Genomic DNA, 24290 nt, shown 5'->3' with positions numbered 1-24290 from the left:
GGAGCGATCGCCGCATGCCTGTCCGCGTGAATCTCGACCGTGTCCTGCTGGAACGCCGCATGTCGCTGACCGAGCTTTCCGACCGCGTGGGCGTGACCATCGCCAACCTCTCGATCCTGAAGACCGGCAAGGCCCGCGCCGTCCGATTCTCGACCCTGGACGCGTTGTGCCGCGAGCTGCAATGCCAGCCGGGCGACCTGCTGACCTTCGAATACGGCCCGGCGGACGGGCATGACGAGGACGTGGAAGGCTAGTAGGCCCGCCCCTTCTCGTCCTCGCGCCACTTCAGGGTCAGCCGCCGGTCGCGGAATTCGAACGCGTCCAGGCGCTGCAGGAAGCTCATCCCCAGCAGCGACCCGCTCATCGGGGCCTTGTTGACCATCACCCGGAAGCCCTCGAGCTTGATCGGCCCCACCGCCAGGCTGCGGGTGTCGTAGGCGGCGCTGTAGCCCTTGCCGTTGGCGGTCTCGGCCTCATAGCCATAGTCGAGCGTATCGACCGGGAGGCCGAGGCGGCGGGCGTCGTCAGGGCTGAGCACCGTCTGGGTCGCGCCGGTGTCGACCATGAACCGCACGCGCTGGCCATTGACGAGGCCGTCGACGACATAACTCCCGTCCTCGCCCTGCGGCACGACCAGGGTGCGCTCGGCGACCTGGACCGGGGTCCCGACATTGAAAGCCAGCTTCAGGCGCTGCGGTACGTCGGAGAGCTCGGCGCGATAGGCGTAGCCGAGGGCCAGGACGGCGATGATACCGGCCCACAGGGCGGCGTACTTCAGATGCTGGCCGATCGTGCCGCGCATCCCGCGCAGCAGGGCCGTGGAGACCAGCACCACCAGGCCCAGCTGGTAGAAGAGGCTGGCCTTGTCGTCGCTGGTCCGGATCGCCTCGGGAAAAGCGCGCGCCAGGGCCAGCGCGATCAGCGCCACCGCCGTCAGCAGGGCGAGCCACAGCCAGAGGCGATGGCGCGGGACCGGACCAGGCGTCGGCGGCGCGGTGCGTTCGGAGGGATCCCAAGGCCCGCGCGGCGTCGTCATGCCCTAGTTGAACCGCCGCTTCTTCAGCAGGGTGGCGCGGTCCATCGAGCGCACCTCGACCTCGAAGGCGTCGCCTTCGCGCAGGATCTTCAGCGGCACGGTGACGCCGGCGTCGCCTAGGCTCCAGAGCTTCTCGTAGAACTCGGCGAGGTTGGAGACCGGCCAATCGTCGACGGCCAGGATCAGGTCGCCGGCCCGCAGCTCGGCGCGGGCGGCCGGGCCCTTGGGCGAGATGCCGATGATCACGACGTGGTTCTCCATCTCCTGGGCGAAGATCCCCAGCCACGGGCGCGGCGGGTGCGGGGCCTGGCCGCGGGCCAGCTCGTCGAGGATCGGCGGCAGAAGCTCGGCCGGCACGAACATGTTGATCGGCTTGGCCTCCCCGCGGCCGTCGCGACCTTCCAGGGTCAGCGAGCCCAGGCCCACGAGGTCGCCCTTGGGGCCGATCAGGGCCGCGCCGCTCCAGTGCGGATGGGCCGGGCCGGTGATGATGGCGTCGTCCAGCAGATATTCCCAGTAGCCGGCGAACGGCATGCGGGCCAGGACCTGGCCGGCCACGGCATGGGCCCGACCGCCCGCGCCGGCGGCGATGATCGGGGCGCCGGCGTCGAGATCCTTGGCGCTGCCGATGGTGATCACCGGCAGGTCCAGGGGCTCCAGCGCCTGGACCAGGCCCAGGCCCGAGCGGACGTCCAGGCCCAGAACGTGGGCCGGCACGCGCCGCCCGTCGTTGCGGGTCAGCACGACCTCCTCGGCCTCGGTGATCAGATAGGCCATGGTCAGGACGAGGCCGCCGGGACCGACGACCACGCCGTTGCCGACGCGCTCGGTCCCCAGGATGGCGGCCGTATAGGCGTCGGCGGGGACTTGGGCCTCCAGGGCGACCATGGAGGCCAGCACATGGTCGAGATCGAAGCGATAAGCCTCCGCCGAGGGGCGCAGACGGGCTTCGACTTCATGGCCTTCGAACGGGGTGGTCACGCGAGACTCCTAACCTTGAGACAGGAATCTGGGACCGATACCCCGTTCGGACAAGTGGGAAGCCTTAAGCGCCGATCGCCGCGCGCTGCAGGGCGAACAGTTCGTTGATGCCCTTCTCGGCCAGGGCGTACAGCGACTCGAACTCGGCGCGGGTGAAGCCGCGCTTCTCGCCGGTGGCCTGGATCTCGACGATGTCGCCCACGCCGGTCAGCACGAAGTTGCTGTCGGCCTCGGCGCTGCTGTCCTCTTCATAATCGAGGTCGAGGACCGGGGTGTCCTTGAAGACGCCGCACGAGACGGCCGCCACCTGGCCCAGGATCGGGTCGGCCTTCAGCACGCCCTCCTGCAGCAGGTAGTTGACCGCCAGGCGCAGGGCGACCCAAGCGCCGGTGATCGCGGCGGTGCGGGTGCCGCCGTCGGCCTGGATGACGTCGCAGTCGAGGCTGATCTGCCGCTCGCCCAGCGCCTTCAGGTCGACGACGGCGCGCAAGGAGCGGCCGATCAGGCGCTGGATCTCCTGGGTGCGGCCGCTCTGCTTGCCGGCGGCGGCCTCGCGGCGACCGCGGGTGTGGGTGGCGCGGGGCAGCATGCCGTACTCGGCGGTCACCCAGCCGGCGCCCTTGTTGCGCATCCAGCCGGGGACGTTTTCCTCGACCGTGGCGGTGACCAGGACCTTGGTGTGGCCGAACGAGATCAGGCAGGAGCCCTCGGCATAGCGGTTCACGCCGGTTTCCAGCGTGACGGCGCGCAGCTGGTCGGGGGCGCGTTCGGACGGGCGCATGGGAAACTCCTGGTCGCGAGGATATTTGAATGTGTGTGGGTGGCCGCTTATCCTATTGATAGCTGTACATGAAAGAGGCCGACCGCTTTTGTTCGCCGACCGGGTCCCAAACGACACGCCTCGTGACCACCCGTCGCCTAGGGTCGTGAAATGACGCCACCGTTCCGAGGACCGATCGTTCCCGCGCCGGCGCTCGGCGAACTGGACGCCCGCGCCCGCGACATCTTTCGACGGGTCGTCGAATCCTATCTGGAGACCGGCGACCCCGTCGGCTCGCGCACCCTGTCGCGGGCCGGGCTGGCGTTGTCGCCGGCTTCGATCCGCAACACCATGCAGGATCTGGCGCATCTGGGCCTGCTGGACGCGCCCCACACCAGCGCCGGCCGGATGCCGACCCATGCCGGCCTGCGGATGTTCGTCGACGGTCTGCTGGAAGTCGGCGACATCGCCGAACAGGACAAGCGGGCCATCGAGGCGCGGCTGGCGGTCAAGGGCCGCTCGTTCGAGGAAGCCCTGGCCGAGGCCTCGTCGGTGCTGTCGGGCCTGGCCGGCGGCGCCGGGATCGTGGTCACGCCCGTCCGCGAGGGCGGGGTCAAGCACGTGGAGTTCGTGCCGCTGGGCGGCGGCCAGGTGCTGGCGGTCATGGTGTTCGAGGACGGCCAGGTCGAGAACCGGCTGATGCGGCAGGCGCCCGGCGTCACGCCCTCGGCCCTGCAGGAGGCCAGCAACTTTCTCAACGCCCGCCTGCGTGGGCGCACGCTATCCGAGGCGCGGACCGAGATGGGCGCCGAGCTCGACTTCGCGCGTCGTCAGCTGGACGAGACCGCCGCGCGCCTGGTCGAGGACGGCCTGGCCGCCTGGAGCGGCGGCGAGGGCGACGCCCGCTCGCTGATCGTGCGGGGCCAGGCCAACCTGTTGGCCGACGCCCGGGCCCGCGAGGACATCGACCGCGTCCGCCAGCTGTTCGACGACCTCGAGCAGAAGGGCCAGCTGATCGGCCTGCTCGACGATGTGCGCGACGCCGAGGGCGTTCGCATCTATATCGGGGCCGAAACGCGCCTGTTTTCGCTTTCGGGTTCCTCGGTGATCGCGGCGCCCTATATGACGGGCCGTCAGAAGGTGCTGGGCGCGATCGGCGTGATCGGTCCGGCGCGATTGAACTACGCCCGAGTCATTCCGTTGGTGGACTATACCGCCCGGGTGCTCGGTCGGATGATGGATGGATAAGGACTGTACGAGATGACCGACGAGCAAACGCCGGCGGAAGAGATGCCGTTCGAAGGCGAAGATGGCTCCCATGGGGCCGCGCAGGAAATCGAGGCGCTGAAGCTGGAAGTGGCCGCTCTGAAGGAGCAGGCCCTGCGCTACGCCGCCGAGGCCGAGAACACCAAGCGCCGCGCCGAGCGCGAGATGAACGACGCGCGCGCCTACGCGATCCAGAAATTCGCCCGCGACCTGCTGGGCGCAGCCGACAACCTGTCGCGCGCCACCGCTCACAGCCCGAAGGATTCGACCGACGCGGTCGTGAAGAACTTCGTGGTCGGAATCGAGATGACCGAGAAGGAGCTGCAAGGCGCCTTCGAACGCAACGGCCTCAAGAAGATCGACCCGGCCAAGGGCGAGAAGTTCGATCCCCACCTGCACCAGGCCGTGATGGAGCAGCCGTCGACCGAGGTCGCCGCCGGCGGGGTGATCACCGTGCTGCAGGCCGGCTACGAGCTGATGGGCCGTCTGGTGCGTCCGGCCATGGTCGCCGTGGCGGCCAAGGGCTCGACCGGTCCGGCTTCGCCCGAACAGGCGGGTGCCGCAGCCAATCCGTATGCCGGCGCCGGGGCGGATGGCGACAACTCGGGCGGCGCGTTCGACACGAAAGCCTGAACTCGGCGTTTTTGATACCGGGGCGCGCGCGAAATGACGGGCGCGCCCCCTTTCCCCCTTCGCGCTTTGCGATAATGTCGGCGGTCCATTCTCAACGGGGGTAGCGGGCGATTCCCCATGGGCGCCCGCGCGATCTGGACCGCATTATGAAGCTTACGATCGAACGGGCGGCGCTCCTGAAGGCGCTGGGGCATGTGCAGAGCGTCGTCGAGCGGCGCAACACCATCCCGATCCTGTCGAATATCCTGCTGTCGGCGGACGGCAGCACGCTGTCGTTCTCGGCCACCGACCTGGACATGGAGATCATCGACGAGGGCCTGGCCCAGATCGATGTCCCCGGCCAGATCACCGCGCCGGCTCACACGCTCTATGAAATCGTCCGCAAGCTGCCCGACGGCGCCGATGTCTCGCTGAGCTTCAGCGGCGACGACCCCCGCCTGGTGATCCAAGCCGGCCGCTCGCGCTTCAATCTGCCGGTATTGCCGGCCGGCGACTTCCCGGTGATGAGCAGCGACGGCCTGTCGAACCGCATCGCGGTCGACACCAACGAACTGATCCGCCTGATCGACAAGACCCGCTTCGCGATCTCGACCGAAGAGACCCGCTATTATCTGAACGGCCTCTATCTGCACACGGTTAACGAGGGCGGCGAGACCAAGCTGCGCGCCGTGGCCACCGACGGCCACCGCCTGGCCCTGGCCGAGATGCCGGCCCCCGAGGGCGCGGTCGGCCTGCCGGGCGTGATCGTGCCGCGCAAGACCATCGCCGAAGCCCGCCGCCTGATGGAATCGGCCGGCGAGCACGTCGATGTCCAGCTATCGCCGCAGAAGGTGCGCTTCGAGTTCGGCGCGGCCGCCTTGACCTCCAAGGTGATCGACGGCGCCTTCCCGGACTATCTGCGCGTCATCCCGCGCGACAACGCCAAGATCCTGACGCTGGACAACGACCTGTTCGCCAAGGCCGTCGACCGGGTCGCCACCATCTCGGCCGAGAAGAGCCGTTCGGTGAAGCTGGCCGTCGAGCCGGGCCGCATCACCCTGACCGTCCGCAACATGGAAGCCGGCCAGGCCGTCGAAGAGGTCGAGGTCGACTACGACGGCGAGCCCTTCGAAATCGGCTTCAACGCCCGCTATCTGCTGGACGTCTGCGGCCAGATCGCCGGGCCGCAGGCCGAGTTCCGCTTCGCCGATCCGGCCAGCCCGACCCTGGTGGTCGATCCGGTCGATCCGGGCGTGAAATACGTGCTGATGCCGCTGCGGGTCTGATCGGACCCTTGATCTCCCCATAATCCGCTCATCCCCGCGAAAGCGGGGACCCATGCTGAGGATCGTGGGGCGCGCGGCGCGAAATCCCGAGCTTGGCTTGGGTCCCCGCTTTGGCGGGGATGAGCGATGTTTGGAGGGGATCATGAAATCTGGCCTATTCGTCGGCGCGGCTCTGATCGCACTCACCCTGACGACGCCCGCGCTCGCGCAATCGGTCGAGCGCCGCGAGATCGGCAGCCAGATCCTCGAGAACGTGCCGGTCGCGCCGGCCTCGATCCGCGAAGGCTTGGCTCGCTATCAGAACGCCCGCTCGGCCGCGTTCGACGACTGGGCGCCCGCTGGGGTGAATGGGCGCGGCGGCATGGTCATCACCACCCGCTTTGGCAACACCAACCAGTTGCACGTGGTCGCCGCGCCTGGAGCCGACCGCAGCCAGATCACCTTCTATGACGAGCCCGTCGCCAGCGCCCACACCTTGCCGGACGGCAAGATCCTGTTCTCGAAGGACACCGGCGGCGACGAGTGGTTCCAGCTGTTCACGCGCGACGCCGACGGCAAGGTCGTTCAGTTGACCGAACCCGGCACGCGCAACCAGTCGCCGGCCTGGTCTAAGGACGGTTCGGTCCTGGTCTGGTCGCGCGCGGTGAAGGGTTCGGCCGACTACGACGTGCTGATGCGCGATCCGTCCGGCGGGGCGAAGGTGATCTACAAGGGTCAGGGTCAGGTCTCGCCGGTCGCGGTGTCGCCGGACGGCAAGACGGTGCTGCTGGGCCGCTACTTCTCGATCAACGAGTCCAGGTACTGGCTGCTCGACATCGCCACCGGCAAGCTGACCGAGTTCAATCCGGCCAAGACCAAGATCGCCTATGGCGGCGGCAAGTTTACGCCGGACGGCAAAAGCGTGCTGCTGCTTTCTGACGAAGGCTCGGACTTCACGCGCTTGGTGCAGATCGACCTAGCGACGGGCGCTAAGGTTAGCCTTTCGGGTGAGCGTCCGTGGGACGTCGAGGACTTCGCCCTGTCCGATGACGGCCGGATCCTGGCCTATGTCGTCAACGAGGACGGCTATTCGAAACTGGTCGTCCAGGACTTTCGCACCCGCCGCGCCCTGCCGCAGCCGGACCTGCCGGCCGGGGTGGTCTCGGGGATCGCCTTCTCGCCCGACGGGTCGAAGCTGGGCTTCAGCCTGGCGACCCCGACCGCCGCCAGCGACGCCTGGAGCTGGGGCGTGACCGACGCCAAGCTGGAACGCTGGACGGCCTCGGAGCTGGGCGGCCTCGACGCCAAGGCCCTCACGACGCTGGAGCTGATCCGCTACCCGTCGTTCGACAAGCGCTCGATCCCGGCTTTTGTTTATCGACCTAAGCTGGCCGCTGGCCACCGGGCCCCGGTGATCATCGACATCCACGGCGGCCCCGAGGGGCAGTCGCGCCCGACCTTCAACGCCTTCCACCAGCACACGGTGGCCGAGCTGGGCGCGGCGGTGATCGTCACCAACGTTCGCGGCTCGACCGGTTACGGCAAGACGTACCTCAATCTCGACAACGCCGAGAAACGCGAGGACTCGGTCAAGGACATCGGCGCGCTGCTGGACTGGATCAAGACCCAGCCCGACCTCGATCCGAACCGGGTGGTGGTCTATGGCCAGTCGTACGGCGGCTACATGTCGCTGGCGGTGATGACTCACTATTCCGACCGGCTGGCCGGCGGGATCGAGCGCTATGGGATCAGCAACTTCGTCTCGTTCCTGCAGAACACCGAGGCCTATCGCCGAGACCTGCGCCGCGCCGAATACGGCGACGAGCGCGACCCGAAGATGCTGAAGGCCTTCGAGACGATCTCGCCGATGAACAGCGTGTCCAAGATCACCAAGCCGATGCTGGTCATGCAAGGCTGGAACGATCCGCGCGTGCCAAAGTCCGAATCCGACCAGGTCGTCGCCAAGCTGCGCGGCCAAGGGATCGAGACCTGGTACGTGCAGTTCAAGGACGAGGGCCACGGCTTCCTGAAGAAGGCCAACAACGACCGCCGCCGCGAGGTCGAGACCCAGTTCCTGCGGAAGGTGCTGGGGCTGGATGGCGCGAAATAGGAAGCTTAGCCCTTTCGCTCGCTATCTCGATCGGGGCGGCTGCGTCGTGAAACGCGAGCCGCCGCCTGTGAAACACAACGAAAAGCCGAGTGCGAGCTGAGCCGTTGCGCTAACCGTGGCCGTAGACCATACTTAGCCGCATGGATCAGCAAGCCGCCGCGCTCGACGATGTCTTCCAGGCCCTGGCCGATCCGACCCGGCGCGCGATCCTGAGCCATCTAGGGGCCGGGCCGGCCAGTGTCGGCGAGCTGGCCGCGCCGTTCGACATGGCCCTGACCTCGTTCATGAAGCACCTGAAGATCCTGGAGCGATCCGGGTGGATCGTCACCCGCAAGTCCGGGCGCGTGCGGACCTGTTCGATCGTCACCGACCGTTTCGCCGACGTCGGCGCCTGGGTCTACGGTCATCGGGCGCTCTTCGAACGCTGACGTTAGGGTCATATTGCGCGGGCTCACAGGGACGCTAGGGTCCGTTTCATAAGGAAACGGGAGGTGGCCATGGCCAAGGTAAACTACGTGACGGTGGGGTCTAACGACCTGGAGAAGGCCAAGGCCTTCTACGACGCCCTGCTGGGCGGGATCGGCTACAGGCCGCTGTTCGAGCATCCGTCTGGCGGCCGACTCTATCGCGGCGACGGCTGCATGTTCGGGGTCCTGGGGCCCTATGACGGCAATCCGGCCTGCGTCGGCAACGGCATGATGGGCGGCTTCGCGTTCGACACCGTCGAGGAGGTCGACGCTTTCCACGCCAAGGCCCTGGAGCTGGGCGGCACGGACGAGGGCGCCCCCGGCGCGCGGATGCCCAAGGCCTATTTCGCCTATTTCCGCGACCTCGATGGCAACAAGCTCTGCGGCTACAAGTTGGGCTAAGCCCTTCTGAGGGCTGGAATCTTAATTCGAGTCCACGTTCCAGCTTCGCCATGGTCTCGCCACGGAAACTAGGTGAGCATGCGTCTCGGCGGGACCTACATGTCGCGCAAGTCTCTGGAGGGCCATTCCGAGGCGGGCCCGCTCCAAGCGTCCTCATGGAGCGGGTGTCTCGGGCGTCCCCCTGTAGCCCTGGGCGCCGACACCCCTTAAGAACCCCCGCATGGCGTCGGCCGCACTGCTTTCCCTGACCCTGACGGACTTTCGATCCTATGAGCGCGCGCGTCTCGAGACAGGCGGCCGCAGCGTCTATCTGTTCGGGGCCAACGGAGCCGGAAAGACCAATCTTCTCGAGGCCATAAGCCTGCTGACCCCCGGCAAGGGCCTGCGTGGGGCGAGCCTGGCCGAGGTCGGGCGCCGCCTGTCGGGCGAGGCTGTCGGCCGGGCCTGGGCCGTGGCCGCCGAGGTCGAGGCGGGGGAAGACGCGCCGGTCCGCATCGGCACGGGCGTCGAGCAGGGCGGCGCCGCCCGCCGCACCGTTCGCCTCGAGGGTGAGACCGTGCCGCCGGGCCGCCTCGCCGACCATGTCCGTCCCATCTGGCTGACCCCGGCCCAGGATCGCTTGTTCCTCGAAGCGGCGTCCGAGCGCCGGCGGTTCTTCGACCGCCTGGTGTTCGCGGGCGAACCCGCTCATGCGGCCAACGCTAACGCCTACGACAAGGCCCAGCGCGAGCGGATGCGGCTGCTGACCGACGCGGCCGAGACCGCCGCCCCGCCGGACGCCGCCTGGCTGACCGCGCTGGAGGCCCGCCTGGCCGAATCCGGGGCCCTGCTGGCCCAGGCCCGGGCGCGCACGCTTCTGGCGCTCCAGGCCGAGATAGACGGCCGTGGCGACCGTCCTTTTCCCCAGGCGCGCCTAAGTCTGACGGGCGAGTGGGAGAAGATGGCCTTGGACGGCGCGCCGTTCGCCGAGATCGAGCTGAAACTGGCCCAGGCCCTGGCCGTCGCGCGCGGACGCGACGGGGCCGCCGGCCGCGCTTTGACCGGTCCGCATCGCGGCGATCTGGCCATCTTCCACGTCGAGAAGGACCGTCCGGCGGCGGAATGCTCGACCGGAGAGCAGAAAGCCCTGATTTTGAACCTCGTTCTGGCCCAGGCGGCGCGACTTTCGCGTGCGGAATCCGCGCCGAATCCTGTAATATTGCTCGACGAAGTCGCCGCGCACCTCGATCTTACGAGACGGGCCGCGCTGGCCGACGAACTCACGGCGCTCAAGCTCCAGGCCTTCCTCACCGGCACGGACGAGTCGCTGTTCGACCATCTCAAGGGTCGGGCGCTAGGCGTTCGCGTGTGCGACGCCGGCCTGACTACTCTGGAAGACGAATGACCGAGAACACCGAAGACCAAGTTCCCGAAGTTTCGGCCCCCGAAATGTCGACCGAAGAAGCCGCCGCCCAATACGGCGCGGACTCGATCAAGGTGCTGAAGGGGCTGGACGCCGTCCGCAAACGCCCCGGCATGTACATCGGCGACACCGACGACGGTTCGGGCCTGCACCACATGGTCTACGAGGTGGTCGACAACGCCATCGACGAGGCCTTGGCGGGCCACGCCACCAAGGTCCAGGTGATCCTCAACGCCGACGGTTCGGTGACGGTCACCGACGACGGCCGCGGCATCCCGACAGACATCCACGAAGGCGAGGGCGTCTCGGCGGCCGAGGTCATCATGACCCAGCTGCACGCCGGCGGTAAGTTCGACCAGAACAGCTACAAGGTCTCGGGCGGCCTGCACGGCGTGGGCGTTTCCGTCGTCAACGCCTTGTCCGACTGGCTGGAGCTGCTGATCCACCGCGGCGGCAAGGTCCATCAGATGCGCTTCGAGCGCGGCGACGCGGTGACCTCGCTGAAGGTCACCGGCGACTCGCCGGTGCGCACCGAAGGCCCCAAGGCCGGCGAGCTGCTGTCGGGCACGGAAGTGACCTTCTTCCCGTCGCGCGACACCTTCGCGTTCATCGAATTCGACCGGAAGACCCTGGAGCACCGTCTGCGCGAGCTGGCGTTCCTGAACTCGGGCGTGACGATCTGGTTCAAGGACCATCGCGACGCCGAACCGTGGGAAGAAAAGCTGCATTATGACGGCGGCATCGAGGCCTTCGTCCGCCACCTGGACAAGGTCAAGACCCCGCTGCTGAAGGCCCCGATCTCGGTCCGCGGGGTCAAGGACAAGGTCGAGGTCGACCTGGCCCTGTGGTGGAACGACAGCTATCACGAGCAGATGCTGTGCTTCACCAACAACATCCCGCAGCGGGATGGCGGCACGCACCTTTCGGCCTTCCGCGCGGCCCTCACCCGGATCATCACCGGCTACGCCGAGAGCTCGGGCATCACCAAGAAGGAAAAGGTCAGCGTCGGCGGCGAGGACGCCCGCGAAGGCCTGACCTGCGTGCTGTCGGTCAAGGTGCCGGACCCGAAGTTCAGCTCGCAGACCAAGGACAAGCTGGTGTCTTCCGAGGTGCGTCCGGCCGTCGAAGGCCTGGTGCAGGAAGGCCTGGCGACCTGGTTCGAGGAGCACCCGAACGAGGCGCGGGCCATCGTCAGCAAGATCGCCGAAGCCGCCGCGGCCCGCGAAGCCGCCCGCAAGGCGCGCGAACTGACCCGCCGCAAGAGCGCGCTCGACATTACCTCGCTGCCCGGCAAGCTGGCCGACTGTTCCGAGCGCGATCCGGCCAAGTCCGAGATCTTCATCGTCGAGGGCGACAGCGCCGGCGGCTCGGCCAAGCAGGCTCGCAACCGGGACAACCAGGCCGTCCTGCCGCTGCGCGGCAAGATCCTGAACGTCGAGCGGGCGCGCTTCGACAAGATGCTGTCGTCCGACCAGATCGGCACGCTGATCACGGCCCTCGGGGCCGGTATCGGCCGCGACGACTTCAACCCGGATAAGGTGCGCTACCACAAGATCGTGCTGATGACCGACGCCGACGTCGACGGCGCCCACATCCGCACCCTGCTGCTGACCTTCTTCTACCGGCAGATGCCGGAGCTGATCGAGCGCGGCTATATCTACATCGCCCAGCCGCCGCTCTACAAAGCCGCCAAGGGCAAGTCCTCGCGCTATCTGAAGGACGACAGCGAGATGGACGCGTTCCTGATCGACGAGGGCGTCGACGGGGCCGAGCTCGACCTGCCGTCGGGCGAGCGCCGAACAGGCCAGGATCTGCTGGCCCTGGTGCAGCTGTGCCGCCAGGCCAAGGGCAATATCGATCGCTTGGCCGCCCGCGCCCCGTCGTTCGCCGTCGAGCAATCGGCGTTGGCCGGCCTGCTGGGCGACAAGCCGGACATCGCGGCGGCCGCGGCCCGCCTCGATCTCTACGCCGAGGAAGGCGATGGCCCATGGACGGGCGAGCGCGGCGACACGGCCTATGTGTTCAAGCGCGTGCGCCGTGGCGTCACCGAGAGTGTCGTCCTGGATGACGGGCTGCTGCATGCCGCCGATGCGCGTCGCCTGGCCGAACGGGCCGGGGCGCTGGCCGAGATCTTCTCGGGCCGAGCCGTTTTCCGACGCAAGGACAAGTCGACCACCGTCCGAGGGCCGATGGACCTGGTCGCCGCGGTGATGGACGCCGGCCGCAAGGGTCTGACCATCCAGCGCTACAAGGGCCTGGGCGAGATGAATCCCGACCAGTTGTGGGAGACCACGTTGGACGTGGAGGCCCGCACGCTGCTGCAGGTGCGGGTGAACCATGCCGACGACGCCGATGAGATGTTCAGCCGTCTGATGGGCGATCTGGTCGAGCCGCGCCGCGAGTTCATCCAGGAAAACGCCCTCGACGCCGAGGTCGACGTCTAGAGCGACGTTCAGAACGCTCGCTGTTTAAGCGCCGGGCGCCCGTTTCGCGGGCGTTCCGGCGCTTTTTTCGTTGCCGAGGGCGCCGCCCCCTTGGGTGCGACCAGCGGTGTCATCGCGCGGCGGTGACGAGGGCGTCATCTTGCGTGAACTGAGTCGTTTGGCTCAAAAGTTTGCGTGGGGGCGCGTCACGATGGATCAGGACGCAAGTCTTCGTCCGGAACGAATTCTCGACCTGTCGGAACGACTATCCAGCGTGGCGGGCGAAAAGATCGGCGAGATCGCCAGGGTCAACCGCGCGGCCAAGATGCTGTCGATCAACGCTCTGATCGTAGCGGCAAGGGCCGGCGAGGCGGGCAGGGGTTTCGCGATCGTCGCCGAGGAATTCAAGAAGATCTCCACCGAGATCGACGCGGTCGCCGCCGCGCTGGACAGTCAGGTGCGCGCCGATCTGGACGAACTCTCGGCGATCGGCGGGGCGATCCTGGGTCACATGCGCGGTCAGCGCCTGGCGGACCTGGCCTTGAACGCCATCGAGATCGTCGATCGCAATCTGTACGAGCGAACCTGCGACGTCCGGTGGTGGGCCACGGACTCCGCCGTGGTCGCGTGCCTGGCCGACGCCGACGAGGCCGCCCGCCGCTACGCCAGCGAACGTCTGGGCGTGATCCTCGACGCCTATACCGTCTATCTCGACCTGTGGATTTGCGACACCAAGGGGCGGGTGATCGCCAACGGCCGGCCCGGCCGTTATCCCAACGTCGTCGGCCGCTCGGTCGCCGACACCCGCTGGTTCCAGGACGGTCTCGGCGTCGCCACTGGCGATGACTTCGTGGCCTGCGACGTCGAACGCTGCGGCCCGCTGGGCGATGCGCCGGTGGCCACCTACGCCACGGCCATCCGCGCGGGCGGCCAGGCGAAAGGCGAGGCTCTGGGGGTGCTCGGCGTACACTTCGATTGGCGGCCTCAAGCTCAGGCCGTGGTCGATGGCGTGCGCTTGACCCCCGAGGAGCGCGAACGCTCCCGTGTGATGCTCCTGGACCAGAGAGGGCGCGTGCTAGCCGCCTCGGACAATCAGGGTGTTCTTAGCGAAATCTTCCCGCTGGATGTCTCTGCTGGACCGATGGGAAGTTATGCCGACGGCGAAATCACTGTCGGATACGCCTTGACCCCTGGCTATGAGACCTATGCGGGCCTTGGCTGGTACGGATGTCTCGTTCAGCGCCAGCAAATTGCGACGGCGACTTCCGCAGCGGCCTAGTCTTAACCAAGCCTATTGCGGATTATTCGAACTATTTGATCGCCTGAAACGCGAAATCGAACAGATTCGCGGCATTTACCAAGGATTCTGCGCGTACGGCGTTGCCATGCGCGGCCGTACATGGTTTTTTAGGCCTAACCAAACCGCCGATAAAATCTCTGTGTATCTGCCATGGCGGGGCAAGCGCGTCATAATCCTAGTCTAAACGCCTGGTTACGTTCTCTTTCCCGCGAGAGTTGCGCTTCATGTGTGATCTTCGGGGAACGGTCTCGCCGAGAAATCGACGAAAGAGCGCATTCCGGGCTAGAGCATTCGTTTACGTTGTCCTAAAGGGACGCCGTTCAATTGGAGGGAGCAGTCATGGCTTCTCATCGAGTTCGCGCCATCGCCATTAGCTTGGCCGTTGCGCTTGCGCCGCTCGGCGCCGGCCACGTCTGGGCCCAAAACACCCCCGCGCCGACGGCCACGTCGCTGCAGGCTACGATTTCCGCCGCCGCTCAATCGGCCGCCGCCCAGCCGGGCTTCGCCAAGCTGACGGCGACGCAGAAGCTGGCCGCCATCCAGGCCGCCGTGTCCAGCGCCTTGGCCGCCAGCGGCGCTTCGCCGACGGTGATCGCCGCGGCTCTGGTGCAAGCCGTCTCGGCTGGCACCGTCAGCGCCGGCGTCGCCATCCAAGTCGCCGCCGCGGTGGCTCCGGAAATGGCTCAGCAGGTGGCCTCGGCTCCGGCCGTGACCCAGCAGCTGGCCGCCACGGGTCAGTCGGCCACCGTCACCCAGACGGCCTCGACCGATGCCGGCGGCGCGCCGAGCGTGCTGGTCAGCCTGCAAGGCGTCTCCTCGACCTCGACCGGCGGCGACGCTGGCGCGGGCGCGGGTGGCGGCGCGACGACGACGGTCACTCCGGCGCCGTTCGATCCTTGCGCTGGCGTGATCGCCGCTTACTGCGGCAGCTAAACGAAGAAACCTCGGAGCGGACCTGCGTGTCACGACATGCGCCGGCCGCTTCCTATTGGTGGGGATAAGACATGCGAATTCTAACGTGCTCGGCCATTGCGGCCTGCATTGCGTTGACCGCGCCGCAAATCGCTCAGGCGCAGGATCTCGGTTCCAACTTCAAGCGCGACAAGAACGTCTCCGTTCGTCAGCGCCCGCGCCCGGACTACGAAGCGACGGGTCAAAAGGCTGGCGGCTTCACGCTGTATCCGCGCGTGACCGTCGATCTCGAGCATAACGACAACATCTACGCCGTCGCGACCGGCAAGACCGACGACAACATCTGGCGCGTGAAGCCGGAGCTGGCCGTTCGCTCGGATTGGTCGCGTCACGCGCTCGGCTTCTTCGCCGGTGGCAACCTGATCCGTTACGCCGACCACAGTTCGGAAAACGCCGAAGAGTATACGCTGTCGGCCAACGGCCGGATCGATATCGAGCGCGGCTCGAACATCACCGGCTCGGTCCAGACCCAGCACCTCGTCGAACCGCGCACGTCGCCGACGTCGCCCGCTGCCGCCGGCGAGCCGGTTGAATACGACCTGAACCAAGGTTCGATTGCGCTGACGAAGGAATTCAACCGCCTGCGCCTCGTCGGCCGGGTGGAAGATCGCGACTATAACTACGACGACGTCCGCAACATCGCCGGCACCGGCGTGGTCGACCAGGACTTCCGTGACCGCAACGAACTGACCTACGGCGGCAAGGCCGAGTACGCGGTCAGCCCCGACACCGCCCTCTATCTGGCGGCCTCGGGCAACAAGAAGAGCTACGACACCAACGTCGTGACTCAGAACCGCGACTCGGACGGCTATGTTCTGGGCGTCGGCGCCAACTTCGACGTTTCGGAACTGGTCCGCGGCGATATCCAAGTCGGCTACATGAAGCAGTCGTACGACAACGTCCTGTTCAAGGACATCAGCGGCTTCAACGCCGCGGGTCGTGTCGAGTGGTTCCCGACCCAGCTGACGACGATCGGCCTGAACGGTTCGCGCTCGATCGAAGAATCGACGGCTCCGGGTTCGCAAGGCTATATCTCGAACAACCTGGGCGCCTCGATCGATCACGAACTGATGCGCAACGTTCTGCTGTCGGCCGCCTACAGCCACGGCAAGGACAACTACAAGGGCATCGATCGCGACGACAAGCGCGATAACTTCTCGGCGACCGCCACCTACCTGCTGAACCGTCGCGTGGGTCTGTTCCTGACCTACAACTACCTCAAGCAGGACTCGTCGGGCGCGACCAAGGGCGCTTCGTTCAAGGACAACAAGCTGATCGCCTCCGTGGCGCTTCAGTTCTAAAAAACGTCCTCGATCTTATAAACGTCCACGAAACGGCAAGGTTTGCCGATTACTGAGAGTAGTTATGGACGGCTCCGGTTTTGAAACTTCGAACGCTCCGGTGAATGACACCGGAGCGTTGTCTTTTGACCTCAATGTCGCGATCGCGACGTTCAGGCGACGCTTTCGGCTCTTCGCGGCCGTAGCGGTGGTGGTTTTCGCGGCGGTGGTGCTCTTCACCCTGCAGCAGACGCCGCTCTATACCGCTACCGCGCAGGTGATGCTGGACGTCCGCAAGGAACAGGTCACCGACATGAGCGCGGTGCTTTCGGGGCTGCCGGCGGACTCGTCCGTCGTCGACACCGAGGTCGAGGTGCTCAAGTCGCGCTCCCTGGCCAGCCGGGTCGTCAAGGAGATGAAGCTCGAGCAGGATCCGTACTTCAATCCTTATCTGCCGGGCGCCGCCGGTCCGACCGCGTGGCTGTTCACGCTGAAGAAGGCCGCGACGCCGACCGCGACGAACGACGCGTTGGAGCTGCAGCGCCGTCGTGAACGGATCGTCGACAACCTGCTGAGCGGGCTCAAGGTCCGCCGCGCGGGTCTGACCTATCTGATCTCGATCGAATATACCCACGTCGACCCGAAGCGCGCTTCGGAACTGGCGAACGCCTTCGCCAACCTGTACCTGACCGAGCAGCTCGAAGCGAAATTCGACGCGACCCAGAAGGCCAACGAATGGCTGGACACCCGGGTTGGCGAACTGCGCGACCAGGTGGCGCAGGCCGATGCGGCGGTGCAGAACTACAAGATCGCCCACAACCTGCTCAGCGCCGAGGGCGCGACCCTGACCGAGCAGGAGATTTCGGGCCTGAACCAGCAGCTGGCGTTGAGCCGCGCCTCCCAGGCCGAGACCGACGCCCGCCTGGCCATCGCCCGCCAGCAACTGGCGCGCGGCAGCACCGGCGAAGATGTCGGCGAGTCGCTGAACTCGCCCGTCGTCCAGCAGCTGCGCAAGCAGCGCGCCGAGAAGAGCGCTCAGGTCGCGGACCTTGGCGGCCGCTATGGCGATCGTCACCCGGACCTGCTGAAGGCCAAGCGCGAGCTGGCCGATATCGACACCCAGATCCAGGCCGAGATCCGCCGCATCATCTCCAACCTCGAAGCCCAGGCCCAGGTCGCGCGTCAGCGCACCGGTTCGGTGGCGTCGAGTGTGTCGTCGTCCAAGGGCACCCTGGCCGGCAACAATCGCGCCAGCATCGGCTTGGCCGAGCTCGAGCGTAAGGCGCAGTCGGTCAAGACGCTGTACGAGACCCTGCTGGCGCGCTTCAAGCAGACCACCACCTCCGACGGCATCGAGCAGGCGGACGCCCGCGTGGTGTCGCCGGCCAAGATCCCGACCGGCCCGAGCTATCCCAAGCCCTCGCTGAACCTGGCCCTGGGCCTGGTCCTGGCCCTGGGCGCGGGCGCGGCCGCGATCGTGCTGGCCGAGATCCTGATGGCCGGCCTGTTCACCGAGGACGAGGTCGAGCGTCGCCTGGGCCTGCCCTATCTCGGCGCCGTGCCCACCCTGGGCACCACGGTCGACGACTCCAAGGTGCTGAAGGGTCTGTCACCGCCGGATTACCTGCTGGCCAAGCCGCTCTCCAGCTTCGCGGAAAGCCTGCGCAAGCTGCGCGCCTCGATCCTGTTCTCCAAGGTCGGCGAGCCGGTCCAAGTCATCGCGGTCACCTCGTCCCTGCCGGGCGAAGGCAAGACCACGACCACCTTCTCCCTGGCCCGCACCCTGGCGACCTCGGGCGCCAAGGTCATCGTGGTCGACTGCGACCTGCGCCAGAGCGCCATCAGCCAGTTCCTGAAAGAGCCCGCTCCGGTCGGCCTGCTGGAAGTGCTTAACGGTATCGCCACCCTTGACCAGGCCCTGATCAACGACGAAAGCGGCGCGCACATTCTGCCGCTGGCCAAGTCGGCCTATACCCCGCGCGACGTGCTCGGTTCGTCGGCCATGCATCGCCTGTTGCAGGATCTGCGCAACCGCTACGAGATCGTGCTGCTCGACACCGCGCCGCTGCTGGCCATCGCCGACACCCGTATCCTCGCGCCGCACGCCGACGCCGTGGTCATGCTGGTTCGCTGGAAGAAGACGCCAGTGAAGGCGGTGCAGTCGGCCCTGGCCTTGCTGCAAGGCACGCGTGCGTTCATCGCCGGCGTGGCCCTGACCCAGATGGACCTCAAGGCGCAGTCTCGCTACGGCTACGGCGACTCCTACTATTATTACGCGAACTATCGAAAGTACTATGCGGACTAGGACGCGAACGGGCGAGGGCGCGCCGTCGCCCGGAGCGGCCAAGACTCGAAAACTGCAAGTCTCGGAGGGCGTCGCGATCGGCGCCCTCGTTACTTTGATCGTTGCCGAGGTCGTCGCCTTCGGCGCCAGCGATGTGGCGGTCGCCGCTGCGTTCGGTGTTTTGCAAGCGGCGCTGCTGCTTGGTCTGCTGGCGTTCTGCGGCTGGGCCCGCAAAGTCCCCGGCGCCCTGATCGCACCCTGGCCGGGGCTGATTTTTCTGGCCCTGCTGATCGCCGTCGCCTGGAGCCTGACGCCGTTCGGTCCGGGCGGCGCTCACCCGGTCTGGCGCTATCTGGGGCCGACGGGCGGGTCGATCACCGTCGATCGTTCTTCGGTTCTGCTCAACATCCTGCGCCTCGTCGGCCTGGCCTGCGTGTTCCTGGCCAGCCAAATAATCGGCGCGTCCGAAACCCGCCGTCGCGCGCTCGTCTGGTTTCTGCTGCTGGCGCTGGGCGCTTTCGCCGCCGTCGCCATCGTCGACCATGTCAGCCTGCGGGCCGGCCGCCGATTGACGGCGACGTTGCTCAGTCCCAACAGCGCCGCCAGCCTGATGGGAATCGGCGTGATCTTCGCGGCGATGTTCTTCTCCCAAGCCCTTCAACGGGCCGGCGGTTCGCTGCGCCTGGACAAGCTTGGCCTGGACGCCAGCCTCAGCCTCGGCGTCGCCGCCGTGTTCGCGGTGGCGTTGGCCCTGACCGCGTCCCGCGGCGGGATCTTCGCCACGGTCATGGGTCTGGCGGTCTTGCTGACGTGGCAGGTCATCGCTCAGGGACGAAAGGTGAAGGCCGTCGCCATCATCGGCGGCGCCGCGGCCATTCTCGTCGTGGTGGGCGTGGCCATGCGCAGCGCCGAACTCACGGCCGAACGCTTCGCGAACCTGGAAGGCGATGTCGCCGCCCGCAAGGCGATCTTCGAGGTCCACTGGGAGGCCTTCAAGTCTTCGCCCTGGTTCGGCTTCGGCCTGGGCTCGTTCCCGATCGTCAATCAGCTGATCACCACCACCGAGAACCTGCCGGTGCTGTTCGACGTGCGCGCCACCCACAACCTCTATCTCCAGTGGCTGGAGGAGGGCGGGATCGTGGGCGGGGTCTTCATGCTGGCTTGGTTGCTGGTCGCGTTCTGGCGGGCCGGCGTCGATGCGATCAAACCGGGCATGGCCGGCGCGCTGGCCCGGGCGACGATCGCCGCGGCGGTCGCCGTCCTGTTGCACGGCGTTTCGGATTTCGCGGTCCAGGTGCCGGCTCTGCAGGCGCTGTTCGCGGTCGGTCTTGGCGCCATGACCGCGACCGCGCCGCCGCGACGTCGAAGCCGCAAGATCGCCGCGCCCTGGGGGACGATGATCTTCGCCAGCGGCGTTCTGGTTCTCTCGATCCTGGTCGCGGTTCCGCTGGCGGCCTCGCGTTTCGGCGGCGACCTTTCGGCGATGCCCACCGCCTCGGCCGAAGTGCTGGCGACCAGCATCGAGGCCGGTTTGGCCCGCAAGTCATCCGATCCGGCCGCCACGGCGCGGCTGGCGGCGCTGAGCCGCCGCGAACTGGCCATGCGGCCGGGCGCCGGCGGGGCGTGGCTGCGCAAGGCCGCGATCGACTTTCAGAGCGGTGACGTCGCCGCGGCCAATGTGGCGCTTGAGCACTCCCTGGCCGTCGCACCCCTGCAGACCAGCCTGTTCATGAGCCGCACGAAGCTGGCGTACGAAAACTGGCCTTCGCTGACCCCCGCCGCGCGGCAGCAAGTCATGTACCAGGCCCGCGTCGAGTTCGGCCGCGAGAATGGCGAGGGACGTCTGAAGGACTTGGCCAACAGCATCCGCAACCCATCGGGCCGGATCGGCTTGGCCTTCCTGATCGTGGCCGAGCGGGCGGCGAAAGCCCAAGCTCAAGCCCTGACCAAGGTCCAGCCTCAGTAGGCGTTTTCGGCGACCAACAGGCTGGGGATGGTCAGCAGCACGATCTTGGCGTCCTTCAGGATCGACCAGGTCTGGATGTAGTCGATATCGGCCTCGACTCGCCGGCGCATGGCCTCGACCGTGTCGGTGCCGCCCCGCAGCCCTTTGACCTGGGCCCAGCCCGTCAGGCCCGGGCGAGCCTGGTAGCGGACGTAGTATTCAGGGATCCGCATGCCGTAGTAGTCATCATGCGCGGCCGCGTGAGGGCGAGGGCCGACCAACGACATGTCGCCGCGCAGCACGTTCAGCAGCTGCGGCAGTTCATCGATGCTGGTGGCGCGCAGGATCCGACCAAGCCGGGTGACCCGACTGTCGCCGCGCTGAGCCTGGAGCAACTCGGGGCCGTCCTCGCGACAGTGCATGGTGCGCAGTTTCAGGATCTGGAACCGCGCGCCGCCGAGGCCGCCACGCGTCTGTCGGAACAGGGCGGGGCCTGGCGACTCTAGCTTGATCAGAAAAGCGGCGAGCAGCAGGAGCGGCGCGAACAGGGCCAAAAGCAACGCGGACGCCGCGATATCGAGGGCGCGCTTGCGCAAGTCGACAGCGACAAGCGGGAGCGGCCCGCTCAATCCTGGCGCGAGAAGTTCGGTATACGATCCCCCGTCCACCAGATCACCCTCTAACTTCCCCACCACGTCGCGGACTGGTTTCCAGTGCCGGCAGTTCTACGCTAGCGCAAATGATCCATAGCGTCGCGCGGAAAAATCCACAACTCGCGCCGATATGCTTAACGGCCGATAGACTCTGTTCATTTATGCGTCCTTATTTGTAGTGACGTTACATCGAACGGCATCAGGAGTGCTGATCGATGATCGAAGCCAAGCTGTCCTTCACCCAGGTTGAAGCCGCGCCCACCAAGCGCGCCAAGCGCATGGCGCCGCTGCTGGGTCTGGGTTTCGGCGCTGTCATCTCGATGGGCCTCTGGGGCGCCTTGGCCCTGACGGTCAGCCGCATCTTCTAACCGGCCGGCCCCGCTCGGCCGCCCCTCTCCAAGAAGCCCCGGAACCCTTCGCGCCCGCTCCCTCGTTGGAGCGGGCGCGAACGTTTTGGACGGAGGCGATCCCCATCTCGGTCCAACGAAAAAGCCCCGGACCGCGAGGTCCGGGGCTTCTGCCGTCTAGTCGTGAAACGGATCAGGCGGCGGCGCTGGTCCACAGGGCGGTGCCCGGCACTTGCCGCTCGACCCAGCGGTAGTTCAGGTCTTCCCAGGGCGTGGCCCAGGGGGTCAGGTTGTCCAGCACCCAATCGCCGCTTTTCAGCGAGATCATCAGCACCGCGTGGCCCTCGCCGCGCGCGGTGACGGCGACGGCGAGCGACAAGGCGCTCTCCGGCACGCCGGCGGCGATCAGTTGGCGGCGCTTCTCCAGGGCGTAGTCCTCGCAGTCGCCATAGAGCTTGCCGCCAACCAGGCGCGGCAGCGCCCAGTATTCGGGTTGGCCGTAGAGATCCAGGTCGCTGGCCTTCTTGACCTCGCGATTGACGCCTTGGTTGACCTGGTTGAGCAGCTTCAGCTGGTCGCGTTCGGCGGTGCTGGTCCAGGCCAGCACGCTCGGCGCGGCGGGGGCGAACGTGTCGGCGGCCGGCGTGGCGCTCGGGGCGATCTCATGCGGCTCGCCCGCCGGGACGAAGTCTTCGACCTCGGCGATCGTCCAGGCCTCGACGGTCTCGACCGAGATCAAGCGGGCATCGTCTTCAGTCGGAGCCGCGGCGCGGGGCGCCGCAAAGCGATGCTGCGGAGGCGCGCCGACCGACGAGGTCGGGTTGAAGCTCGCCTGGGGGCCGAGGCCCAGCAGGGCCAGCTGGCTGTTCGGCAGGCCGCAGGTGACGGTGTCGCGACGGCACAGCTCGGAGAAGCCCATCGGGGCGCCGACGCCTTCGCCGCGCGGCATGAACGGCATCGAACCGGCTTGAGCGCTGGCGCCGGACATCATCGCGATGGCGCTGATGACTCCGATAACAGTGTTGCGCGTGTTGAACATACCGACCCCGCTGTGTTCGTGAGGTCAGTATTCATTTGGGCTGCCAATTTGAGCTGAATTTAGATGGTTTAATCCAAATGTTCGTCCATGGTAATTTTGAAATTAACTACAATAGAAGTCGAATTTACTTGGTAAATTGCGAGAGAAGGATCATACTAAATTGGAGGTAAATGCACCTCCTCACCGTTGAACCCGGCCGCAGGCTGGGGCAAAATCAGCGAAACTAGTCCCGGCGCTCTGTCGCCACCCTGGCGAGTGCGATGTTCAAGTCCCTGTTCCGTCCCAAGCAGCAATCCCGCCGCCAGTCGTCCACGGACGGCCGCGTGGTTTACGCCGTGGGTGACGTCCACGGGCGGCTCGACCTGCTGGATGGCCTGATCGAGCGGATGACCGAGGACTATCGCGCCTTGGGCCGTCAGGATCCGCCCGTGCTGGTCATGCTCGGCGACTATGTCGATCGCGGCGCCCAATCCTCGGCGGTCGTCGATCGGCTGATTTCCTTGAAGGCCCAGGGGGCCGAGGGGCGCTTCGAGTTTCGCGCCCTGATGGGCAATCACGAAGAGACGATGCTGCACTTCCTTGACGACCCCCAGGCCGGGCCGTCCTGGGTCGAGTACGGCGGCGGCGAGACCATGGCCTCATACGGCGTTCAGCGCCCGGTGGGACGCGCCGAACCGGAAGTCTGGGAACAGACGCGCCTGGCTCTCCGCGCGGCCGTTCCGCCGGCTCACGTGGCCTTCCTCAGCCAGTTGGAATTGGTCGTGGTTTATGGCGACTATGTCTTCGTCCATGCTGGCGTGAAGCCAGGCCTGCCGCTGGATCGTCAGGTGGCCGCCGATCTGCTGTGGATCCGCAACGAGTTTCTCGACAACCCGCACGGCCTCAAGGCCACGGTGGTTCACGGTCATACGCCGGTGGAAGAGGTTTTTGTCGGGCGGCAACGGATCAACATCGATACGGGCGCCTACGCGACCGGCGTCCTGACCGCTGTTAGACTTGATGGCGGCGAACCGAAGATCATTCAGTTCAGTAAAGCGCGCGCGGCCTGAGTCTCCAGCTTGTTCATCTCGCGGTCACGTGCGATGTGGCATTTCAAGATCCAGGTTCGACAAGTCTTTAAGGTGAGAAGCTTCGCCATGATCGGTGTTTCGAAACTCTCGCGCGCTCTCGCGATGCTGGCGCTCGCCGTCTGCATGACGGCTGGCGCCCTGGGTGGAATGGCTCACGCACAGCAGGCGGCGATCGGCGACACGCCTGTCACCGCCCCGCCTCAATCGATGGACTACCTTCTCGGCACCGGAGACAAGGTGCGGGTTACGGTGTACGGCGAGCCCTCGCTGTCCGGCGAGTTCTTCGTCACGGGCAGCGGTTTGATGTCCCTGCCGCTGATCGGCGAGATCAAGGTGGGCGGCATGACCGTCGGCCAGTTTCAGCAGGTCGTGCAGAAGGCGCTGAGCGACGGTTACCTGAAGGAGCCGCGCGTCAGCGCCGAGGTGCTGACCTTCCGCCCTTTCTACATCCTGGGCGAGGTCGAGAAACCCGGCACCTATCCCTACACCTCCGGCCTGACGGTCTTGAACGCCGTGGCCACGGCTGGCGGCTTTACCTACCGCGCCGACAAGAAGAGCGTCTTCATCAAGCACAATGGCGAGACGTCCGAGGTGAAGGGCGCGTTGACCCCGTCGATCACGGTCGCCCCCGGCGACACGATCCGGATTGGCGAACGGTTCTTCTGATCGACGCCGA

General features: G+C 66.7%; 21 protein-coding genes and 1 pseudogene. 17 read left to right on the top strand and 5 right to left on the bottom strand.

Annotated features, from left to right (window positions below):
• Window positions 1–14: 14 nt before the first annotated feature.
• Window positions 15–254 (top strand): helix-turn-helix domain-containing protein, encoded by a 240-nt coding sequence (locus ABIC66_RS03065; protein ID WP_354067912.1) that lies wholly within the window; start codon window positions 15–17, stop codon window positions 252–254.
• Here the strand turns inward: ABIC66_RS03065 and ABIC66_RS03060 are convergent.
• The 3 genes from ABIC66_RS03060 to rph all read right to left on the bottom strand — a co-directional run bounded on the left by ABIC66_RS03060 (window position 251) and on the right by rph (window position 2798).
• Entirely contained in the window at window positions 251–1036 is a 786-nt protein-coding gene (locus ABIC66_RS03060) for a retropepsin-like aspartic protease family protein (protein ID WP_354067911.1), read from the bottom strand. The two genes, ABIC66_RS03065 and ABIC66_RS03060, sit on opposite strands and share 4 nt — an antisense overlap.
• Before the next feature lie 3 nt (window positions 1037–1039).
• Window positions 1040–2017, bottom strand: coding sequence for a S1C family serine protease (locus ABIC66_RS03055; protein ID WP_354067910.1), 978 nt, complete (start codon window positions 2015–2017; stop codon window positions 1040–1042).
• Between the two features lie 64 nt (window positions 2018–2081).
• Window positions 2082–2798: a ribonuclease PH gene (rph, locus tag ABIC66_RS03050; RefSeq protein ID WP_354067909.1), complete on the bottom strand. Its 717-nt coding sequence runs from the start codon at window positions 2796–2798 to the stop codon at window positions 2082–2084.
• Window positions 2799–2948: 150 nt separating this feature from the next.
• On the opposite strand from rph, the gene hrcA reads away from it, so the two are divergent.
• The 13 genes and pseudogenes from hrcA (at window position 2949) to ABIC66_RS02985 (ending at window position 20526) form a co-directional block, all read left to right on the top strand.
• Window positions 2949–4025 (top strand): heat-inducible transcriptional repressor HrcA, encoded by a 1077-nt coding sequence (gene hrcA / locus ABIC66_RS03045; protein ID WP_354067908.1) that lies wholly within the window; start codon window positions 2949–2951, stop codon window positions 4023–4025.
• 12 nt (window positions 4026–4037) lie between these two features.
• A complete protein-coding gene (gene grpE, locus ABIC66_RS03040; protein WP_354067907.1) occupies window positions 4038–4676 on the top strand; it encodes a nucleotide exchange factor GrpE in 639 nt (212 codons plus the stop codon).
• Window positions 4677–4822: 146 nt separating this feature from the next.
• Window positions 4823–5941 carry a DNA polymerase III subunit beta gene (dnaN, locus tag ABIC66_RS03035; protein ID WP_354067906.1) on the top strand — a complete coding sequence of 373 codons (1119 nt, stop codon included), beginning with the start codon at window positions 4823–4825 and terminating at the stop codon, window positions 5939–5941.
• A gap of 142 nt (window positions 5942–6083) precedes the next feature.
• Window positions 6084–8030 (top strand): S9 family peptidase, encoded by a 1947-nt coding sequence (locus ABIC66_RS03030; protein WP_354067905.1) that lies wholly within the window; start codon window positions 6084–6086, stop codon window positions 8028–8030.
• A gap of 140 nt (window positions 8031–8170) precedes the next feature.
• Window positions 8171–8458: an ArsR/SmtB family transcription factor gene (locus tag ABIC66_RS03025; protein WP_354067904.1), complete on the top strand. Its 288-nt coding sequence runs from the start codon at window positions 8171–8173 to the stop codon at window positions 8456–8458.
• 69 nt (window positions 8459–8527) lie between these two features.
• The gene (locus ABIC66_RS03020; protein WP_354067903.1) at window positions 8528–8899 is read left to right on the top strand and encodes a VOC family protein; all 372 of its coding nucleotides are present in this window, start codon (window positions 8528–8530) and stop codon (window positions 8897–8899) included.
• Between the two features lie 220 nt (window positions 8900–9119).
• Window positions 9120–10283 (top strand): DNA replication/repair protein RecF, encoded by a 1164-nt coding sequence (recF, locus tag ABIC66_RS03015; RefSeq protein ID WP_354067902.1) that lies wholly within the window; start codon window positions 9120–9122, stop codon window positions 10281–10283.
• Window positions 10280–12745: a DNA topoisomerase (ATP-hydrolyzing) subunit B gene (gene gyrB, locus ABIC66_RS03010; protein WP_354067901.1), complete on the top strand. Its 2466-nt coding sequence runs from the start codon at window positions 10280–10282 to the stop codon at window positions 12743–12745. The genes recF and gyrB overlap by 4 nt, the downstream gene beginning before the upstream one ends.
• Before the next feature lie 122 nt (window positions 12746–12867).
• Window positions 12868–14003: pseudogene (locus ABIC66_RS03005) on the top strand (methyl-accepting chemotaxis protein).
• A 360-nt stretch (window positions 14004–14363) separates the two neighbouring features.
• Window positions 14364–14957, top strand: coding sequence for a hypothetical protein (locus ABIC66_RS03000; RefSeq protein WP_354067900.1), 594 nt, complete (start codon window positions 14364–14366; stop codon window positions 14955–14957).
• A 71-nt stretch (window positions 14958–15028) separates the two neighbouring features.
• Window positions 15029–16297, top strand: a complete 1269-nt coding sequence (locus ABIC66_RS02995) for an outer membrane beta-barrel protein (RefSeq protein ID WP_354067899.1) — start codon at window positions 15029–15031, stop codon at window positions 16295–16297.
• A 64-nt stretch (window positions 16298–16361) separates the two neighbouring features.
• Entirely contained in the window at window positions 16362–18581 is a 2220-nt protein-coding gene (locus ABIC66_RS02990; protein WP_354067898.1) for a GumC family protein, read from the top strand.
• The gene (locus ABIC66_RS02985; protein WP_354067897.1) at window positions 18571–20526 is read left to right on the top strand and encodes an O-antigen ligase family protein; all 1956 of its coding nucleotides are present in this window, start codon (window positions 18571–18573) and stop codon (window positions 20524–20526) included. Before ABIC66_RS02990 ends, ABIC66_RS02985 begins: the two co-directional genes overlap by 11 nt.
• On the opposite strand, the gene ABIC66_RS02980 is transcribed toward ABIC66_RS02985, so the two are convergent.
• Window positions 20520–21173 (bottom strand): sugar transferase, encoded by a 654-nt coding sequence (locus tag ABIC66_RS02980; RefSeq protein ID WP_354067896.1) that lies wholly within the window; start codon window positions 21171–21173, stop codon window positions 20520–20522. The two genes, ABIC66_RS02985 and ABIC66_RS02980, sit on opposite strands and share 7 nt — an antisense overlap.
• 200 nt (window positions 21174–21373) lie before the next feature.
• On the opposite strand from ABIC66_RS02980, the gene ABIC66_RS02975 reads away from it, so the two are divergent.
• Window positions 21374–21526 (top strand): hypothetical protein, encoded by a 153-nt coding sequence (locus ABIC66_RS02975; RefSeq protein WP_354067895.1) that lies wholly within the window; start codon window positions 21374–21376, stop codon window positions 21524–21526.
• A 172-nt stretch (window positions 21527–21698) separates the two neighbouring features.
• Here the strand turns inward: ABIC66_RS02975 and ABIC66_RS02970 are convergent, their stop codons facing one another.
• A complete protein-coding gene (locus ABIC66_RS02970; protein WP_354067894.1) occupies window positions 21699–22544 on the bottom strand; it encodes a transglutaminase-like cysteine peptidase in 846 nt (281 codons plus the stop codon).
• A 260-nt stretch (window positions 22545–22804) separates the two neighbouring features.
• Here ABIC66_RS02970 and ABIC66_RS02965 point away from each other — a divergent pair, with 260 nt between their 5' ends.
• Together ABIC66_RS02965 and ABIC66_RS02960 are read left to right on the top strand one after the other, a co-directional pair.
• On the top strand, window positions 22805–23593 hold the full coding sequence (locus ABIC66_RS02965) for a metallophosphoesterase family protein (RefSeq protein WP_354067893.1): 789 nt from the start codon (window positions 22805–22807) through the stop codon (window positions 23591–23593).
• An 87-nt stretch (window positions 23594–23680) separates the two neighbouring features.
• Complete coding sequence (locus ABIC66_RS02960; RefSeq protein ID WP_354067892.1) at window positions 23681–24280, top strand: polysaccharide biosynthesis/export family protein; 600 nt, start codon at window positions 23681–23683, stop codon at window positions 24278–24280.
• Window positions 24281–24290 lie beyond the last annotated feature (10 nt).

The sequence above is a fragment of the Caulobacter sp. 1776 genome, from assembly GCF_040545685.1.
Taxonomy (GTDB): Bacteria; Pseudomonadota; Alphaproteobacteria; order Caulobacterales; family Caulobacteraceae; genus Caulobacter.
Note: the sequence above shows the minus strand (reverse complement) of the source record. Positions and strands in the feature narration are given on the sequence as shown.

What these genes read in the sequence shown, in the direction of transcription:
- ABIC66_RS03065 (WP_354067912.1), top strand. Translation starts at nt 15, where the DNA reads ATGCCTGTCCGCGTGAATCTCGACCGTGTCCTGCTGGAACGCCGCATG.
- ABIC66_RS03060 (WP_354067911.1), bottom strand. Translation starts at nt 1,036, where the DNA reads ATGACGACGCCGCGCGGGCCTTGGGATCCCTCCGAACGCACCGCGCCG.
- rph (WP_354067909.1), bottom strand. Translation starts at nt 2,798, where the DNA reads ATGCGCCCGTCCGAACGCGCCCCCGACCAGCTGCGCGCCGTCACGCTG.
- hrcA (WP_354067908.1), top strand. Translation starts at nt 2,949, where the DNA reads ATGACGCCACCGTTCCGAGGACCGATCGTTCCCGCGCCGGCGCTCGGC.
- grpE (WP_354067907.1), top strand. Translation starts at nt 4,038, where the DNA reads ATGACCGACGAGCAAACGCCGGCGGAAGAGATGCCGTTCGAAGGCGAA.
- dnaN (WP_354067906.1), top strand. Translation starts at nt 4,823, where the DNA reads ATGAAGCTTACGATCGAACGGGCGGCGCTCCTGAAGGCGCTGGGGCAT.
- ABIC66_RS03030 (WP_354067905.1), top strand. Translation starts at nt 6,084, where the DNA reads ATGAAATCTGGCCTATTCGTCGGCGCGGCTCTGATCGCACTCACCCTG.
- ABIC66_RS03025 (WP_354067904.1), top strand. Translation starts at nt 8,171, where the DNA reads ATGGATCAGCAAGCCGCCGCGCTCGACGATGTCTTCCAGGCCCTGGCC.
- ABIC66_RS03020 (WP_354067903.1), top strand. Translation starts at nt 8,528, where the DNA reads ATGGCCAAGGTAAACTACGTGACGGTGGGGTCTAACGACCTGGAGAAG.
- recF (WP_354067902.1), top strand. Translation starts at nt 9,120, where the DNA reads ATGGCGTCGGCCGCACTGCTTTCCCTGACCCTGACGGACTTTCGATCC.
- gyrB (WP_354067901.1), top strand. Translation starts at nt 10,280, where the DNA reads ATGACCGAGAACACCGAAGACCAAGTTCCCGAAGTTTCGGCCCCCGAA.
- ABIC66_RS03000 (WP_354067900.1), top strand. Translation starts at nt 14,364, where the DNA reads ATGGCTTCTCATCGAGTTCGCGCCATCGCCATTAGCTTGGCCGTTGCG.
- ABIC66_RS02995 (WP_354067899.1), top strand. Translation starts at nt 15,029, where the DNA reads ATGCGAATTCTAACGTGCTCGGCCATTGCGGCCTGCATTGCGTTGACC.
- ABIC66_RS02990 (WP_354067898.1), top strand. Translation starts at nt 16,362, where the DNA reads ATGGACGGCTCCGGTTTTGAAACTTCGAACGCTCCGGTGAATGACACC.
- ABIC66_RS02985 (WP_354067897.1), top strand. Translation starts at nt 18,571, where the DNA reads ATGCGGACTAGGACGCGAACGGGCGAGGGCGCGCCGTCGCCCGGAGCG.
- ABIC66_RS02975 (WP_354067895.1), top strand. Translation starts at nt 21,374, where the DNA reads ATGATCGAAGCCAAGCTGTCCTTCACCCAGGTTGAAGCCGCGCCCACC.
- ABIC66_RS02970 (WP_354067894.1), bottom strand. Translation starts at nt 22,544, where the DNA reads ATGTTCAACACGCGCAACACTGTTATCGGAGTCATCAGCGCCATCGCG.
- ABIC66_RS02965 (WP_354067893.1), top strand. Translation starts at nt 22,805, where the DNA reads ATGTTCAAGTCCCTGTTCCGTCCCAAGCAGCAATCCCGCCGCCAGTCG.
- ABIC66_RS02960 (WP_354067892.1), top strand. Translation starts at nt 23,681, where the DNA reads ATGATCGGTGTTTCGAAACTCTCGCGCGCTCTCGCGATGCTGGCGCTC.